The 16,091-nt window shown below is 66.3% G+C and carries 16 protein-coding genes; 7 read left to right on the plus strand and 9 right to left on the minus strand.

The window, feature by feature from the left end; translation table 11 throughout:
- Positions 1–36 precede the first annotated feature (36 nt).
- A complete protein-coding gene (locus AC0QDI_RS16515; protein WP_474670095.1) occupies positions 37–1,083 on the plus strand; it encodes a sensor histidine kinase in 1,047 nt (348 codons plus the stop codon).
- Positions 1,084–1,189: 106 nt separating this feature from the next.
- On the opposite strand, the gene AC0QDI_RS16520 is transcribed toward AC0QDI_RS16515, so the two are convergent.
- From AC0QDI_RS16520 to AC0QDI_RS16530, 3 genes are all read right to left on the minus strand, one after another.
- The gene (locus tag AC0QDI_RS16520) at positions 1,190–1,780 is read right to left on the minus strand and encodes a DUF7411 family protein (RefSeq protein ID WP_474670097.1); all 591 of its coding nucleotides are present in this window, start codon (positions 1,778–1,780) and stop codon (positions 1,190–1,192) included.
- Entirely contained in the window at positions 1,780–2,127 is a 348-nt protein-coding gene (locus AC0QDI_RS16525; protein WP_474670099.1) for a DNA-binding protein, read from the minus strand. Before AC0QDI_RS16525 ends, AC0QDI_RS16520 begins: the two co-directional genes overlap by 1 nt.
- A 97-nt stretch (positions 2,128–2,224) precedes the next feature.
- Positions 2,225–2,680, minus strand: a complete 456-nt coding sequence (locus tag AC0QDI_RS16530) for a 30S ribosomal protein S19e (RefSeq protein ID WP_474670101.1) — start codon at positions 2,678–2,680, stop codon at positions 2,225–2,227.
- Between the two features lie 98 nt (positions 2,681–2,778).
- On the opposite strand from AC0QDI_RS16530, the gene thiL reads away from it, so the two are divergent.
- The gene (gene thiL / locus AC0QDI_RS16535) at positions 2,779–3,684 is read left to right on the plus strand and encodes a thiamine-phosphate kinase (RefSeq protein WP_474670103.1); all 906 of its coding nucleotides are present in this window, start codon (positions 2,779–2,781) and stop codon (positions 3,682–3,684) included.
- A gap of 62 nt (positions 3,685–3,746) precedes the next feature.
- Here the strand turns inward: thiL and AC0QDI_RS16540 are convergent, their stop codons facing one another.
- The 3 genes from AC0QDI_RS16540 to AC0QDI_RS16550 form a co-directional block, all read right to left on the minus strand.
- Complete coding sequence (locus AC0QDI_RS16540) at positions 3,747–4,904, minus strand: site-2 protease family protein (RefSeq protein WP_474670105.1); 1,158 nt, start codon at positions 4,902–4,904, stop codon at positions 3,747–3,749.
- Positions 4,905–5,255: 351 nt separating this feature from the next.
- Positions 5,256–5,495, minus strand: a complete 240-nt coding sequence (locus AC0QDI_RS16545) for a DUF7123 family protein (protein ID WP_474670107.1) — start codon at positions 5,493–5,495, stop codon at positions 5,256–5,258.
- 256 nt (positions 5,496–5,751) lie between these two features.
- Positions 5,752–6,588 (minus strand): molybdopterin synthase, encoded by an 837-nt coding sequence (locus AC0QDI_RS16550; RefSeq protein ID WP_474670109.1) that lies wholly within the window; start codon positions 6,586–6,588, stop codon positions 5,752–5,754.
- 193 nt (positions 6,589–6,781) lie between these two features.
- Here AC0QDI_RS16550 and AC0QDI_RS16555 point away from each other — a divergent pair, with 193 nt between their 5' ends.
- The 4 genes from AC0QDI_RS16555 (at position 6,782) to AC0QDI_RS16570 (ending at position 12,447) form a co-directional block, all read left to right on the plus strand.
- Positions 6,782–7,852 (plus strand): CapA family protein, encoded by a 1,071-nt coding sequence (locus tag AC0QDI_RS16555; RefSeq protein WP_474670111.1) that lies wholly within the window; start codon positions 6,782–6,784, stop codon positions 7,850–7,852.
- Between the two features lie 105 nt (positions 7,853–7,957).
- A complete protein-coding gene (gene pyrH / locus AC0QDI_RS16560; RefSeq protein WP_474670113.1) occupies positions 7,958–8,683 on the plus strand; it encodes a UMP kinase in 726 nt (241 codons plus the stop codon).
- Entirely contained in the window at positions 8,680–10,455 is a 1,776-nt protein-coding gene (lysS, locus tag AC0QDI_RS16565; RefSeq protein WP_474670115.1) for a lysine--tRNA ligase, read from the plus strand. Before pyrH ends, lysS begins: the two co-directional genes overlap by 4 nt.
- Before the next feature lie 147 nt (positions 10,456–10,602).
- On the plus strand, positions 10,603–12,447 hold the full coding sequence (locus AC0QDI_RS16570) for a site-2 protease family protein (protein ID WP_474670117.1): 1,845 nt from the start codon (positions 10,603–10,605) through the stop codon (positions 12,445–12,447).
- 183 nt (positions 12,448–12,630) lie between these two features.
- On the opposite strand, the gene AC0QDI_RS16575 is transcribed toward AC0QDI_RS16570, so the two are convergent.
- A complete protein-coding gene (locus AC0QDI_RS16575) occupies positions 12,631–13,155 on the minus strand; it encodes a PadR family transcriptional regulator (RefSeq protein ID WP_474670119.1) in 525 nt (174 codons plus the stop codon).
- A gap of 169 nt (positions 13,156–13,324) precedes the next feature.
- Between AC0QDI_RS16575 and AC0QDI_RS16580 the strand changes: the two genes are divergently transcribed.
- Positions 13,325–14,815, plus strand: a complete 1,491-nt coding sequence (locus AC0QDI_RS16580) for a heme-binding protein (RefSeq protein WP_474670121.1) — start codon at positions 13,325–13,327, stop codon at positions 14,813–14,815.
- A gap of 123 nt (positions 14,816–14,938) precedes the next feature.
- Here the strand turns inward: AC0QDI_RS16580 and AC0QDI_RS16585 are convergent, their stop codons facing one another.
- A complete protein-coding gene (locus tag AC0QDI_RS16585) occupies positions 14,939–15,127 on the minus strand; it encodes a hypothetical protein (protein WP_474670123.1) in 189 nt (62 codons plus the stop codon).
- A gap of 541 nt (positions 15,128–15,668) precedes the next feature.
- Positions 15,669–16,055, minus strand: coding sequence for a DUF5611 family protein (locus AC0QDI_RS16590; protein WP_474670125.1), 387 nt, complete (start codon positions 16,053–16,055; stop codon positions 15,669–15,671).
- Positions 16,056–16,091 lie beyond the last annotated feature (36 nt).

A 16,091-nucleotide genomic window follows, 5' to 3' on the forward strand; every position in this document is an offset into this window, starting at 1 on the left:
CCGTACATTGATACTGACCTGCGTCAAGTGGCAACTGTGCAACGCGTGGCCGACGACGATTGGGTCGCGGAGATCGGCGAGCGACTGCCGGTTTCGCCGCTCTCGGCGCTCGGTCTCTTTCTGGCCGCGATCATCGGGATCCGCATCGCTCTCGAACACGTGACGACCAGAGCGCTCCTCGAGAGCGTCTTTCCGCTGCTGGCGGCGACCGCCGTCGTCTTCGCCGACCGCTGGCTGGTTTCCCGCGACATCTCGATTCGAGACCGACTCACCGTCTTCGGCTACGGACTCGGCGGCTTCCTCGCCGCCGTCCTCGTGACGGCGATGCATCTCTACGTGCTGTATCTCGAGGAGACCGGCGCGCAAGCGCCCCTGTACCTGCTCTTGATGGGCGGAACGGTCGGCGTCGGCGCGGGTACCGTCGCCGGCGTCTACGAGATCCAACAGCGGGCCGCCGTCCGCGAGGCCGAACGACAGAGCGCGCGCTTAGAAGAGTTCGCGAGCGTCGTCAGTCACGATCTCCGAAACCCGCTCAGCGTCGCTCAGGGTCGGCTCCGAGCGGCGTTCACCGACGGCGATCCGGAGCACTTGCGGGAGGTCGACGCCGCGCTGGATCGGATGGACGAACTGATCGAGGAGACGCTGTCGGTGGCTCGCAGCGGGACGCAGGTCGAAGATACGTACGACGTCCCGCTGGTCGAACTCGCGAGCGACGCGTGGACGGTCGTCGAGACGGACGAGGCCACCTACGAGATCGTCGGCGACCGAACGCTGGAAGTCGACCCCCTTCGGTCGAAACAACTCTTCGAAAACCTCTATCGTAACGCGATCGAACACGGCCGCGAGGACGTCCACATCCGCGTCGGCCCCTGCGACGGCGGCTTCTTCGTCGCCGACGACGGCCCCGGTATCCCCGAAGACGAGCGAGCGTCGGTGCTCGAGCAGGGGTACTCGACGTCCGCGGAGGGGTCGGGGCTCGGCCTCGCGATCGTCCGCGCTATCGCCGACGCCCACGGCTGGCGGGTCTCGATCGCCGAAAGCGAGGGCGGCGGGGCCCGGTTCGAGTTTACTCGCGGCGGCTGAGACGGTCCGGTGGAACGGCGTCCCGGAGCACCCGCGGGACGGTTCGCGGCTGCTCCGGAGATGACGTCCGTCAGTCCGTACGAAACGCCTCACATCGGGCCGACGGTCACCGAATCTTCGTCACGTACGTCTGATCGTGATCGGGGAAACACTCCGCGATCGCCGCCGGGCCGCCTTCTTCCGCGATGAGCGCCCGGAGTTCCGCCTCGTAATCGGCCCTGTCGATCTCCTCGCTCGGCCCGACGGTCACGTCCAGGCGCGCCTCGACGAGCCGGTCGACGGCCGACCGGCCAAAGCCCGACAGCGGCGCGATGTAATCGACGTCGTGTCGGTCCTCGAGGCTCTGGGCTTGCGCCCGCGACACCGTGGGAACGCGATCGTCGCGGCGAGTGCCGTCCGCGATCGCGTCGAACTCTCGAGTCGCCAACTGCTCCAGGGCGTGCGTGTGGACCAGCTGGATCCCGTTTCGCGGGAAACCGTCCTCGCGGATCCGATCGGCGGCCTCGCGGGCGACGTCCGGATCGCACTCGAGGCGTTCGAACTCGAACCCGGCCGTATCGGCCGTTTCGCGGGCGTGCTTCCAGTCGTCACTGATCCCGAAGTGAGCCGTCAGCAACGTTACGTCGTAGAACTCCTCGAGCAAGAGCGCGGCGAGCGTCGAGTCCTTCCCGCCGCTGTAGAGCAGTCCGAGTTCCATTACCGGCGCTGGATGTCGAAGCTCTGGGAGTCCGGCTTCAGCTCCTTGAGGAGCTGTTTCATCTTGTCGTCGTCGATCTTGCCCTGAATGCGGCCGCTTCGGGCGAGACTGACGACCTGGCGCTCGACCTGCTCGCCGAACTGGGGCTTGCTCATCTTGACCGTGTTGAGCCGCTTGCGGGCTTCGTCGGTCAGGTGCTGGCGCAACACGGCCTTCTTCTGGGCGTCGGCTTGTTGCTGGGCCGCCTCCTGATTGCCCTCGCCTTGCCCGTCGGCGCGGTCCTGCAGCTGCTCCATTTTCTTCTGTCGAAGCTCCTCGAGTTTTTCCTCGTCCGGTGAGCCACTCATCGTTGTCTCGTACTTGGCCGGCACGCCGGAAAATGATTACGGACGACGGTAGCGATGGCTCTGGGCGGGAAAACCGACACGAAAACGAACTCGTGAATTAGGCGTAGCGCTCGAGTTCCGGACGGTCGAGCTCCTCGAGAACCTGACCGGCGGTGTCGTCGAGCAGGCTCCGTCCCTCGGCGGTGATTCGGCGACCCTCGCCCTCGGCGGTCTCGACGAGGTCCTCCTCCTCGAGTTGCTGGAGGATCGTCCGAATGAGGTTCTTCGAGCCGTCGGTGCGCTTGTCGGGCGCGACCTGATAGCGGTTCGAACCGCCCTTCGCACCGCCGTACTGCGTCGAGAGCCGCTCGACGCCGACGGGGCCGCGGTCGGCGACCTTGCGCAGGAGACTCGCGGCGCGGGTCGCCCAGAAATCGTCCTGTTCGGGTGGCAGTTCTCGGTCGACGCCGCTCTTGGCGAACGCGCCCCAGTCCGGTTCCTCGAGTCGATCCGCGAGATCGTCGGCGAGCGCCTCGATGAGGTCGTCCGCCGGAACGTCGTACATCGTAGCCATTGGCGTGTGATTCCCGTCGGCGGCATTTAAGGCCATCGTATCCGCACAGCCCGGCGTCGGCCCGGACCGTTTTTCGCCCTCGAGTCGAAACGGGGGGTATGGACGAACGCGCCGCTCTGGGACTCCTGTCGGACGAACTCGCGACGGCCGGCGACGACGCGGCCGTCGTCGACGGGCTGGTCGTCACGACGGACATGCTTCACGAGCGGACGGACTTTCCGGACGGAACGACCCGCTACACGGCCGGCTGGCGCGCCGTCGGCGCGTCCCTCTCGGACGTGGCGGCGATGGGAGCCGAGGCCACGGCCGCCGTCGCCGCCTACGCGGCCCCCGAATTCGACCGCGACGAGCTGCTCGACTTCGTTCGCGGCGCGAGCGATGTCTGCGAGCGCGTCGACACGGAGTACGTCGGGGGCGATCTAGACGGCCACGACGAGTTCACCGTCGCGACGACCGCGATCGGACGCACCGACGAGCCCGTCCCCCGGAGCGGCGCTCGGCCCGGCGACGCCGTCTGCGTGACCGGCACGCTCGGTCGCAGCGCGGCCGCGCTCGAGTACTTCGAACGGGCGGCCGCGAGTGCCGGTGGCGACGAGCGGCTGTTCGAACGCGCGAACGACCTCTTTCGCTTCGAGCCGCGGATCGCGACCGGCCGTGCGCTGGCTCCCCACGCGAGCGCGATGATGGACTCGAGCGACGGGCTCGCCCGGTCGCTCCATCAGCTCGCCGAGGCCAGCGACTGCGGATTTGCGATCGAGTCCGACTCGATTCCGATCGACGACAGCGTCCGCGACGTGGCAGACGGTGACGACGAGGCGCTCGAGCTCGCGACCACCTTCGGCGAGGACTTCGAACTCGTCGCGACGCTCCCCGAGGACGCGCTGGCGGCTGTCCGAGAGACGGCCGACGTATCGCTGTCGGTGATCGGTGTCGCGTCCGAAGCCGAGGACGGACTCGCGATGGACGGCGAACCGCTCGCGGATCGCGGCTATACCCACGGCTGAGGGAGTGTAACGGCGAGAAGAGGGGCAGAGATGTGCGAGTAGAGGGACGGACGCGGGCCGAATTACCCCACGATCACGACCGGGATCGGCATGAAACAGAGCACCCCGAGGCCGAACGTCGCGGTCCCGAGCAGGAACCGACCGCGGCCGAGCGGCTCGTCCCGTACCGGCGCGGCGGGCCCCTTCGAGGCGAGCAGCGCGGTCAAGAATCCCCAGATGATCCAGATCAGGACCGTGTTCACGCCGTAGCCGTCGACGTAGTAGAGGTAGGCGGCGAGCGCGAACAGCGCGCCCGGAACCAGCGCGGCGATCGTCTCCTGCAACTCGCCGGCCATCGCCCGGAGGATGTGGCCCCCGTCGAGCTGACCGACCGGGATCAGGTTGAGGAAGGTGACGAGCATCCCGACCCACGCGCCGATGACGACCGGGTTCACCCCGGTCGTCGGATCGTTGCGGTACAGCGGCTGGTCGAACCCGGCCGCGAGCAACTCGAGTAGCGGCGGATAGCCCAGTTCGATCCGAACCGCGTCGGGGTTTTGGAGTAACGCTGGATCGACCGAAACCGGCGGCAGGTGAAGTCCGATCACGGTTACGACGACCGTCGCGATCAGCCCGGCCAGCGGTCCGGCAGCGCCGATATCGAACAGCGCCTTTCTGTCCGGCATCCGGCCTTTCAGGGTGATGACCGCCCCCATCGTCCCGATAAGCGTCGGGACGGGGATGAAGTAGGGTAACGAGGCGTCGACCTGATGGTACCGGCTCACGACGTAATGACCCATCTCGTGGACGCCGAGCACCCCCAGAATAGCCGCCGTGAACGGCCAGGCCTGCCAGATCACGGTCGGATCGGAGATCGGATCGAGCTGGTACCAGAACGAACCCGCGAACAGCGTCGAGCCGATCGTCAACAGGAACAGCACGATGTTCGTCCACGGAATCCCGTCGATCCCGACGCTGGTCGGCTCGGCGACGATCGCGTACTCGCCGTGACGACGCTCGAGGTCGACGTCGTACCCGCGTTCGTGAAAGACGGGCCAGAGTTCTCGAAGCACCTGCTCCGGGTGGGTCGACGGATCGCCGTAGTACACTAACTGCCCGTCTTCGCGGCTCACCTCGTAGACCGCAAACACCGACTCGATCCGGTCGATCGGCGGCCCGTCCTCGAGCGAGCGGCCGCCCCGTCTCGCCGTCCCGAATTCGGACCGGTCGACGTCGTCCATCACGCGTGATTTACCGCGGCCGGGTATAAATCGACTGCCGTCGGCAGGGCCGTCCGTTTCTCCCGGTTACAGAGCCTACCCGCCTCGGCCACGTCGCCCTCGCCAGTCTGCGAATCGTCGACAGAGCAGGCGAAAAGAGGGGGGCGCGTACGCGTCGCTCGAGCCGCGCGGGAACGACGTCGGAACAGCTCGTCGCGACCTGAGACGACGGTCGGGAAAACGGGAAGGGAACCGAAGCGTCAGCGGAGTCGCCGGGAACGTAGGGAACCGCGCTGGATCGCGTCGGTGACACAGCGCGGAGTGGAGAACGCGGGGACTGTCGTTCGTGCGAATCGGTCTGGGTGATCGGAGTTACGCAGGGGCGACGCGCCACGTCGTCGCACTCGTGTACGACCACTTCTCGATCTCGAGGTCGGTGACGGAGTCGGAGAGTTTGACCATCAACGCGCCGATTTCCTTGGGAGACATCCCGACATCGTCCGCGATGAACTTGCCTTTGAAGTATAGTTCACCGTCTTCGGCGCGATCGCGAAGGTAGGACTTGAGGCGGTGTTCCTTGCTTTCCGTGGAGGGTTGGGCTGTCGTGCTCATCGACGGATTCTCCTTGTGGGGGATATCTGTTATAAATAGCAGATGGTTAGCGGCGTTTCGATTGTGTTCAGCGATCTGGGGGGTAAACGACGTTTTATGCTCGATTACCAGACTGTTAATAAGACGAAGAGAAGCCACGAGATGTTTTAAAACCGTGCCTAACGCATTATTTCAGATTAGACCGTTCCGATCGATGCAATATCGTCTTTCCCGACCGTTTCACAGTTGCATCCCGAACGGCGAACGAAAATAACGGTCACGGTCGATCGTGGACCCAGAACTCGTCCTCGACCGTGACCTCCTTTTTGAACAGCGGCACCTCGTCTTTCAGGCGGTTGATCCCGTCTTCGACGGTCCGAAACGCCTCCTCGCGGTGGCCGGCGAGGACGACGACGAAGACGATGTCCTCGCCGTCCTCGACGATACCCGTCCGGTGATAGAGTTCGACGTCGAAGACGCCGTCTCGAGCCTCGAGATCCGCTTCGAGGGCCGCCATCCGTTCGTCGGCGACGCCCTCGTACTTCTCGAACTCGAGGTGCTGGGTGCGCGCGTCGTCCGCGCTGTCTTTCGCGCGGACCCGGCCGGTGAAGGTCGCGATCGCACCCGCTCGGTCGGCCCGCGGCGATCGTTTGATGCGGGCCACCAGCGACTCGAGCGTCTCGTGGGGCTCTGCCGACTCGACGGCCCCCACCACGGCATCGAGTTCGAGGTCACCGGGGTCGTTGACGCTCGCGATAATGTCACCGGTCGGCTCGCGCTCGACGTCGGCTGATCCCACGACGATCGAGGGATAGCGAAGCGTCGGCGTGCCGGCGACGACCGCGTACTCGCAGTCGGTCGCCAGACTGTCGAGCGCGTCGCCGACGGACATCCCCGTCCCCGAGGCGAGCCAGTCGCCGTCGACCCCGAGGTCGTAGGTGACGTCCCCGCCGAGCGTGATCGATTCGCGCGCCCGTGCGCCGTCAGCGATCGTCGCGTCGTACCTGACGACGCCGACGCGGCCTCGCTCGGAGAGCCGATCGACGGTCCGATCGACGACCGCCTCGAGCGCGTCGCCGTCCGCTCCCCCGTCGCGAACACCCAGTACGTGCATGTTCGAACGATGGGGCGGTCGGGCTTTGTAGCTGTCGCCAGAAAGCACCGCGCTGGGCGATCGCCACACGCCCGCCCACTGCGCCCCCTTCAGTCCCACCCGGCAGAGTCGGGCTCGGGAGGGTGTCCTGCGACGGAAAGCGCGTCGAGAACCGGGGTCCTGGGACTTTGGGCGTGCACCCCGAACGTTCGATATGCCCTTCCGAATCGGCTTCACGGGCGACGTGATGCTCGGGCGGCTCGTCGACGGCCGTCAACGCAGCCGCTCCGTCGGTGCGGTCTGGGGAACCGTCCGCGAGCGCCTTCGCGAACTGGACGGACTCGTGATCAACCTCGAGTGCGTGCTCTCGACGCGCGGCCGGGAGTGGCAACGCACTCACCGTCCGTTTCACTTCCGAGCCGATCCCGAGTGGGCGATTCCGGCCCTCGAGCGCGCGGGCGTCGATATCTGTGCGCTGGCGAACAATCACGTCCTCGACTACGAGGCGGTCGCGCTGCGGGACACCCTCGCGGCCCTCGACGGGGCCGGCATCGCTCACGCGGGTGCCGGCGAGACGATCGACGAGGCGCTCGAGCCCGCGGTTCGGACGATCGACGGTTCGAGCACCGGCGACGATGAGTCGAACGCGGACACCGACGGCGGACTCGACGTTACGGTCGTCTCGTTCACCGACAACACGCCGGAGTACGCGGCCGACGGGGACTCGCCGGGGACGGCCCGAATCGAGATAAATGTCGACGATTCGGACACGCGGCGGCTGGTCTCAGATGCGCTCGAGCGCGCACGCGAGACGAAGCCGGACCTGCTGGTCGCCTCGCTGCACTGGGGGCCGAACATGGTCGCGGAGCCGCCCGAGTCGTTCCGGGAGTTCGGCCGCCGGCTGATCGAAACGGGCGTCGATATCGTTCATGGCCACAGCGCGCACGTCTTCCAGGGGATCGAGGTCCACGAGGGCCGGCCGATCGTCTACGACGCGGGGGATTTCGTCGACGACTACCGGGTCGACGACGAGTTACGGAACGACCGGAGCTTTCTGTTCGTCCTTTCGGTGACGCCCGACGGGCGGCCGACCGAACTCCGATTGCAGCCGACCGAGATCGACGACTGTGCGGTCCGCGAGGCGAACCCGGCGGCCGCCGCGTGGTCCCGCGAGCGTATGCGCGAACTCTCGGAGCCCTTTGGCACCGAGTTCGATCGGGACGGCGACGGGCTCGTCCTGTCGCTCGAGGCGTCGGTCGATTCGCTCCGATCGAGAGGTGCCTAAACACCGACACGAAGGTCCGCCGAGCGCCGACTCGAGGGGTGTGTCACCACGTCGTCCGGGCAGTTGGCAACCCTTAAGATAGCAACTCCGTTACACCGGTGTAGTATGAAAGTGGTCGTCTCTATCGGCGGGAGCGTCCTCGTTCCCGAACCCGGCGGGGATCGGGTCGCCGAACACGCTGCCGTCATCGAGCAACTCATTTCGGAGGGCTGTCGGATCGGTGCCGTCGTCGGGGGCGGCGGCGTCGCCCGCGAGTACATCTCGGCCGCTCGAGAGCTCGGGGCGAACGAGATCGAACTCGATCAGCTGGGGATCGACGTCACGCGACTCAACGCTCGGCTGCTCATCGCGGCGCTGAGCGAGGAGTCCGTAACTGCGCCGGCTCTCGATTACGAGGAGGCCAGCGAGGCGCTCCGTCGAGACGACATCTGTATCATGGGCGGCGTCGCGCCGGCCCAGACCACCGACGCCGTCGGCGCCGCCCTCGCGGAGTACATCGACGCCGACCTCCTCGTCTACGCGACGAGCGTCCCCGGCGTCTACAGCGACGATCCGAACGAGGACGCCGACGCGACAAAGTACGACCGGCTCTCCGCCACGGAGCTTGTCGACGTCATCGCCGGCCTCGAGATGAACGCCGGCGCGTCCGCCCCCGTCGACCTGCTGGCGGCGAAGATAATCGAGCGCTCCGGAATGCGCACCATCGTCCTCGACGGCACCGATCCCGACCGGATCGCCCGCGCGGTTCGCCACGGCGATCACGAGGGGACGGACGTCATCCCCGACGGTGCCGGCGAAGAACCGACCTACTGGGCGAACGACGAGCAATGAGTACCGACGGCGACCCTGACGGAGACGCGATCGACGCGCCGGAATCCGACGCGATCAGCCCCTACACGCTCCAGCGCGAGGAAGCGAGCGAAACGCGACACGCGTTCTGGGCGGATACGGTCGCGGATCGAGTCGAAGAGCGCGTGGCCGACCAGCGGGAGGCCACGGACAAAGCGAGCGGGGAGGAACGACCCGCGAGCCGGAACCCGGACGAGCCGATCGTCGTCAAAGGCGGCATCTCTCCCTCCGGCGTCCCCCACCTCGGCAACGTCAACGAGATCATGCGCGGCTACTTCGTCGCCGAAGTGCTTCGCGACCGGGGCCACGAGGTCCGGCAGGTCTTCACCGCCGACGACCGCGACCCCCTTCGAAAGCTCCCGCGGACCCTCTGTGACCTCGAGGGGAACCTCGTCGATCTCGGCGAGGTCGACGCCGGCGCGCTCGGCCGCAACCTCGGCGCGCCCTACACCGATATCCCGGATCCCTTCGGCTGCTGTGACTCCTACGGCGACCACTTCGCGACGATCATCCAGAACAGCGCCGACGCCGTCGACGTGCCGATCGAGCTCGTTTCGAACACCGAACTCTACGAATCCGGCGAGTTCGAGGCGGTGACGCGATTCGTCCTGGAGCACCGAGAGCGCGCACGCGAGGTCCTCTCGAAGTATCAGGACAAAGTCGACACGAACGGCGACTACGTGCCGTTCAACCCGATCTGCGAGGAATGTGGCAAGATCACTGAAACGGTGACGAGCGTCGATCTAGACGCGGGGGAGGCCGGGACCGTCGATTACCGCTGTACCGACATGGACGCGGGCAACCAGACGGTCGACGGCTGCGGCCACGAGGGCACCGCGACGCTGCGCGAGGGCAAACTCCCCTGGCGCTTCGAGTGGCCCGCTCAGTGGCAGCTCCTCGGCGTCGATTTCGAGCCCTTCGGCAAGGACCACGCCGAGGGCTCCTGGCCCAGCGGCCAGGACGTCGCCCGGAACGTCCTCGAGATCGAGCCGCCGGTCCCGATGGTCTACGAGTGGTTCACCCTCGAGGGAGAACCGTTCTCCTCGTCGGAAGGAAACGTGATTCTGGTCTCGGACGTGCTCGAGTTGCTCGAGCCCGAGGTCCTGCGCTACTTCTTCGCGAAGGACCCAGCGAAGGCCCGAGACTTCAGCATCGAACGGCTGGACCAGCTGGTCGACGAGTTCGACCGGCTCGAGGCGATCTACTTCGGCGAGATCGAGGGTAGCGAGGACGAGCGGGCGTTCGCCGAGCGGGTCTATCCGTTCGTCGTCGAGGAGCCGCGCGAAGAGCGCATTCGGCTCCCCTACACCTTCGCCGCGGTGCTCGGGATGACCGACGATCCCGACCTGCGCGAGGAGATCGCCCGGCGCGAAGGCCATATTCCCGACGACGCGCCCGAGTGGGCCGTCGACGGGGCGCTCGAGCGCGTCGAGCAGGCCCGCAACTGGGCGCGCCGGACGGGCAACGAGTTCGATTACGAGCTCAAGCGGAGCGAGATCCCGGACCACGAGTTCGACGCGGCCACCGAGGCCGCGCTCGCGGAACTGGCCGACTTCATCGAGGCGGGCCACGACCCCGACGAAATTCAGGGCGAGATCTACGAGACCGCGAGACGCCACGACGTCGACGTCGGCGACTTCTTCGCGGCGGGCTACCGGCTGTTCTTCGACGAAGAGCAGGGGCCGAAGCTCGGTTCCTTCCTCGCGAAGGTCGACCGGGAGTTCGTCGTCGGCCGGCTCCGCCGGGAGCGGTGATACGGACTGCTGTCAGTCAGTTCCGGTACAACCGCGAACCGCCCTGCGATTGTACCGGTACATCGGTACAACAGACCGTATGAATCGACCCGGATCGTCGGGCTGATGACAAAAGCCATTTGAGAACGCCGCCCGGAGATACTATCGATGGATCACGGTCTCTTCGCTTTCGTTTCGCCCCCCGCAATCTACGGATCGGAACTCCTGACGTGGGTTCTGCTCGGCCTCCTGCTCTACTGGCTCGCGGTCGTCGGACTCCGAAACGGCGGCTATCTGCCCGGTTATATCGGCACGCAAGGACCGATTCTCACCTTCCACACCAAACGCGGCCGGGTGCTCCTCGACCGGCTCGCCCGTCCGAAACGGTTCTGGCGCGCGTGGTCGAATATCGGCGTCGGCATCGCACTGGTCGTGATGGTCGCCATGTTCGCGTTCCTCATTCAAGCGGCGATAACCGCGCTCTCGACGCCACAGATGGCGACCTCCGCGGTTCGGCAGCCGCGAAACGTCCTCGTCATCCCCGGCGTCAACGACTTCCTGCCGCTGTCGGCGACCCCCGGAATCGTCTTCGGACTGCTCGTCGGACTCGTCGTTCACGAGGGCGGCCACGGCCTGCTCTGTCGCGTCGAGGACATCGACATCGACTCGATGGGAGTCGCGATGCTCGCCGTCCTTCCCGTCGGCGCGTTCGTCGAACCCGACCAGGAGAGCAGCAAATCCGCGTCCCGCGGCGGGCAGACGCGGATGTTCGCCGCCGGCGTGACGAACAATTTCGCGATTACGATCCTCGCCTTCGCGCTCCTCTTCGGCCCGGTCGTCGGCGCGATCGGCGTCGCACCCGGAGCCGCCGTCGGCGGTGTCGCTCAGGACTCCCCCGCGGCCGACGCCGGCATCGAACCCAACGACCGCATCACGGCGATCAACGGCACCGCGGTCGAAGGCAACGACGATCTCGCGGACCGGCTCGAGACCGTCGAGGGCGAGCAGGTTGCCGTCGAACTCAACGGCGAGGAGACCGTAACGGTCGATAGATCGCTGATCGTGACCGCGGCGATGGACGACGGTCCGACGGGGCTCTCTACCGGTGACGAGATTCGCGCGGTCGACGGGCAGACAGTCGCGACCGAACGCGGCTTCTTCGACGCGGTCGGCGACGACGAGCGAGTCACTCTCACGATCGAACCCGCGGACAGCGAGGAGGGCGTCGAACGAACGGTGACGATCGGCGCCGCGGTCTCGATCGCCGAGGACGAGCCGCTCGAGGCCGAAACCGGCCCGACCGAGGAGACGTTCGTCATCACCCGCTTCGACGGCGAGCGGGTGCACAGCTACGAGGACCTCGCTCCCCTGCTGGCGGACACCGAGCCCGGCCAGCAGGTCGAGGTGACGGGCTACTTCGGTGACGAACGACAGACGCACACCGTCACGCTCGACGAGAATCCGCGATCCGAGAGCGGGTTCCTCGGGATTCAACCGTATCCGGGAACGTCCGGCGTCGACGTCAGCGACATCGGCGTCCAACTCTATCCCGCCGGCGAGTATCTGGGCCTGCTCGGCGGGGACGGCGAGACGCGCTTCGGCGGCGTCGCCGACACCTTCCTCGGGAAGATGGGGCTCGCCATCATGCTGCCGGTCATCGGCGTCAGCGGCGCCTTGCCGTTTAACTTCGCCGGGTTCACCGGCGGGATCCAGAACTTCTACGAGGTGCAGGGTGCACTCGGCGCGTTCGGCGACGGGACCGTCTTCCTGGTTGCGAACCTGCTGTTCTGGACCGGCTGGATCAACGTCCAGCTCGGCTTCTTCAACTGCGTCCCGGCGTTCCCGCTCGACGGCGGGCACATCCTTCGGACGAGTACCGAGGCGATCGTCTCACGGCTGCCCGTCGTCGACCCGACCCGGGGGATGGTCCGTCTGGTAACGACGACGGTCGGCGTGACGATGCTCGTCAGCTTCCTCGTGATGCTGTTCGGCCCGCAACTGTTCTCGGGCTGATCGAGGGGTCTCACAGCTGCGCACCGAATCGACCACATTCCTCGAGGAATGACCGGATCAATCGAGTACCGCGTGGAACGAGCGCGAACCGTCGTCTCCGCAGACAGCCTTGCTGTACCTCGGTATCGGCGTATCCGGAGGGGGAGTCACGGGTGCGCCAGAGCTGCTGGAGGGGCGTCCGTCTCAGTCCTCCATATCGACGCCGTGGCGCTCGAAGAACTCCTCGGGCGTCTCCTCGAGGCGTTCGAACTCGGTATCGAAGTAGTGTTCGTGGTGACGGACGACCTGTTCGACGACCCAGTGGCTGAACGCCTCGTCGAAGCGCCACTCGCCGTCCATCTCGGGGATCTCGAACCGGTCGTCGGTCGAAAAGGTCGCGTAGACGTGGAAGAAGCCGAGGATGACGTCCGCGAAGTCACGGGCCTTCTCCGAGCCGCTCTCGCGGCGGTCCTCGAGTTCGGCGAGGCCGTCGTCGGTGAGTTCGAAGTACTTCCGATCGGGTTCGTCCTCGCGCTCGATGCGCTCGGCCCAGCCCTTCTCCTCGAACTTGTAGAGGATCGGATACACCGAGCCGTACGACGGCTCCCAGTGACCGCCGCTGATCTCGCGAATCTCCTTGAGGATCTCGTAGCCGTACCGGGGCTTCTCCTCGAGGAGTTCGAGCACGAGATAGGCGATGAGTCCCTTCGGCGGCCCACTTTTCCGCATGTACGTCGTGGATAAAACGGACGCACGTAAAGGGTTTCGGTCGCGCTCGATATCGGCGGCTGGGGATTCGGAAACCCTCATCGCGGCGGTTTCCGACCAACGGGTGGACGCCGGGGGCGAGTCGACCGAAACCCGGTCCTTCTTAGCGATCCCGTCCCAACCGACGAGCATGGAACGACGACGACCGCCACAGACCGAAGAGGGCTGGTACGTCCTCCACGACTTCCGGTCGATCGACTGGGACGCCTGGCGAGACGCGCCCGAGCGCCGACGCTCGCAGGCGATCGAGGAGGGCATCGACTACCTCGCGTCCAGCGAGGCCGTCGACGACGCCGACGAAGGCGAGTCGGCGACGTTCGCGGTGCTCGGCCACAAGGCCGACCTGCTCGTGCTCCACCTGCGACCGACGCTCGCCGACATCGACGCGCTCGAGCGGCGGTTCGAACACACCGCGCTCGCCGAGTTCACCGAGCGGGCCGACTCCTACCTCTCGGTGACGGAGGTCTCGGGCTACATGTCCGAGGACTACTTCGACGAGGATGCCGAGGTCGAAGACACCGGCCTAGCGCGCTACATCGAGTCCCGACTCACGCCGGAGATCCCGGACAGCGAGTTCCTGAGCTTCTATCCGATGGACAAGCGTCGCGGCCCGGAAGACAACTGGTACGACCTGTCCTTCGACGAGCGCGCGGAACACCTGTCTTCCCACGGCGACATCGGTCGAGAGTACGCCGGCCGCGTCACCCAGATCATCTCCGGCAGCGTCGGCCTCGACGACTTCGAGTGGGGCGTGACGCTGTTCGCCGACGATCCGACCGACGTGAAGGAACTCCTCTCCGAGATGCGCTTCGATCCCTCGAGCTCCCGCTTCGCCGAGTTCGGCCGGTTCCTCTCGGCCCGGCGGTTCCCGCCGGCGGATCTCGGGGCCTTCCTCGCCGGCGATCGCGTGCCGGCCGAGGACGACGGGGGCCATCCCCACGCCGGCGGTGACGCCGAGGGCCACCACCACGGCGACGACGGCGGACACCACCACGGCGACGATTCGGGGTCGAACCACGGCGACGAGAGCGGTGAGGTCCGCGACGAACTCGAGGACGAAGGCATCTACGCGGGCCAGCCCCACGGCGAGGACGTCCACGCGGTCGTCCTCTACTCGGACGCCGACGCCGACGAACTGTTCGCGGAAGTGGACGGCTACCGAGAGAACTTCGACCACTACGATACCCACGTGAAGACGGCGGTCTACGAGGCCCAAGACGCGGACAGCGAAACCGCAGTCGTCAGCCTCTGGGACACCGCACGCGCCGCGGACACGGCGGCCGGATTCCTCGCCGAGTTACCCGACGTCGTCCGACAGGCCGGCGACGACGAGGGCGACTCGTGGGGGACGATGGGGATGTTCTACACCGTCAAGCCGGACCACCGCGGGGACTTCGTCGGAACGTTCGACGACGTTGGCGAGGTCCTCGCCGACATGGACGGCCACCGCAAGACCGACCTGCTGGTCAACCGCGAGGACGAGAACGACATGTTCATCGCCAGTCGCTGGGACTCCCGGGAGGACGCCATGGCGTTCTTCCGGAGCGACGCCTTCTCGGAGACCGTCGAGTTCGGGCGGGACATCCTCGCGGACCGACCGCGACACGTCTTCCTGGCCTGAGACGGTCTGCTGTCAGTCAGTTTTGCCGCGACCGCAACCGGCCCGCGGTCGCGCCGGGACATCGGGACAGCAAACCGTATGAGTACCCGCTCGAGGCGGTGAAAACGCGCTTTTTCGATCCGCTCAGAACCCCTCGGAGCCGCCCGTCTCGTCGTAGAAGAAGTAGGCGGCGATGCCGGCCAGGCCGAACGCCAGCGTCACGAACGGCCACTTTCCGGGGTCGCGGCCGGTCAGGTAGCCGTGAGCGGCCACGAAGATCGCGAAGCCGACGTGAGCGACCAGCGTCGCCCCGAGAAACGCTTGCGCTTCCATTACCGAGTGGTTCGACGCGGCGGTCAAAGCCGTTACGAACAATCGACCAACGGCGAGCGCGGTGCCGTGGCCGGGAGGGCGGCTCACCGCACTCGCGGTGAGTCGCCCGACTCGGGGGAGGGCAGGCCGTTACCCAGTCGATGACCGCGAGTGAGTGCCGACGGCACGAACGAGCGGGCCGACGACTGATGTGAGCGAGCGGTTGCGCGGCGCGTAGCGCCGCGAACGGACGAGCGGTGAAACCGCGAGTCAGCGAGCGAACGGAAGGAGGAGTGTCTTCGTGAGCGGAGCGAACGAAGGCTCGGAAGTCGCAGCCTGCGAACGAAGTGAGCAGGAACGTCTTCCGTTGCTTTTGATCGAAATTTCACCGAGGGACATCGCGAACGGGGTGCTATGCGCCTCGCTCGCGATAGACCGTGGTTCGAAACGCCTCCGGCGTTTCGTCATCAAGCGAGACCAAAGGTCTCGCGGACCTCGCGAATCTCCGATTCGCTCAGTCACGAGAGAGCTCCGCTCTCTCGAACGACAGGGTAAAATTTCGTTAGTCGAAATCGTGATCCGGGTCGTCTTCGACCGTCCGCTTCATGGATTCGCGACGGGACTTGGCGTCGCGACCGGTCGCCTCGAGCAGGAAGTCGTTTTTCGCGTCGACGGCGTCGCCCGCGGCCTCGAGTTCGTCGGGACCGAGTTCGGTGGGGTCGCGCTCGTAGAACTCGACGCCGAGTTTGTCCTTCTTGCCGGAGTACTCGATGGTGCCGACGACGACTTTCTCGAAGACGGGGTTGTCGGGTTCGCCGATGACGAAGAGGTCGCTTCCCTTGTACTCCCGGGTGTCGGTGATGGACCCGAAGTAGTCCTCGACGGTCGACTCCATGTCCGGAATTCGCTCCTCGAGATATTCGCCGCGGCGCATCTTGTACTCCTTCATGGGTTGGGAGAAACACGGCGGACCGTTTACCTCTTT

It is taken from the genome of Natrinema sp. LJW11 (assembly GCF_056135975.1).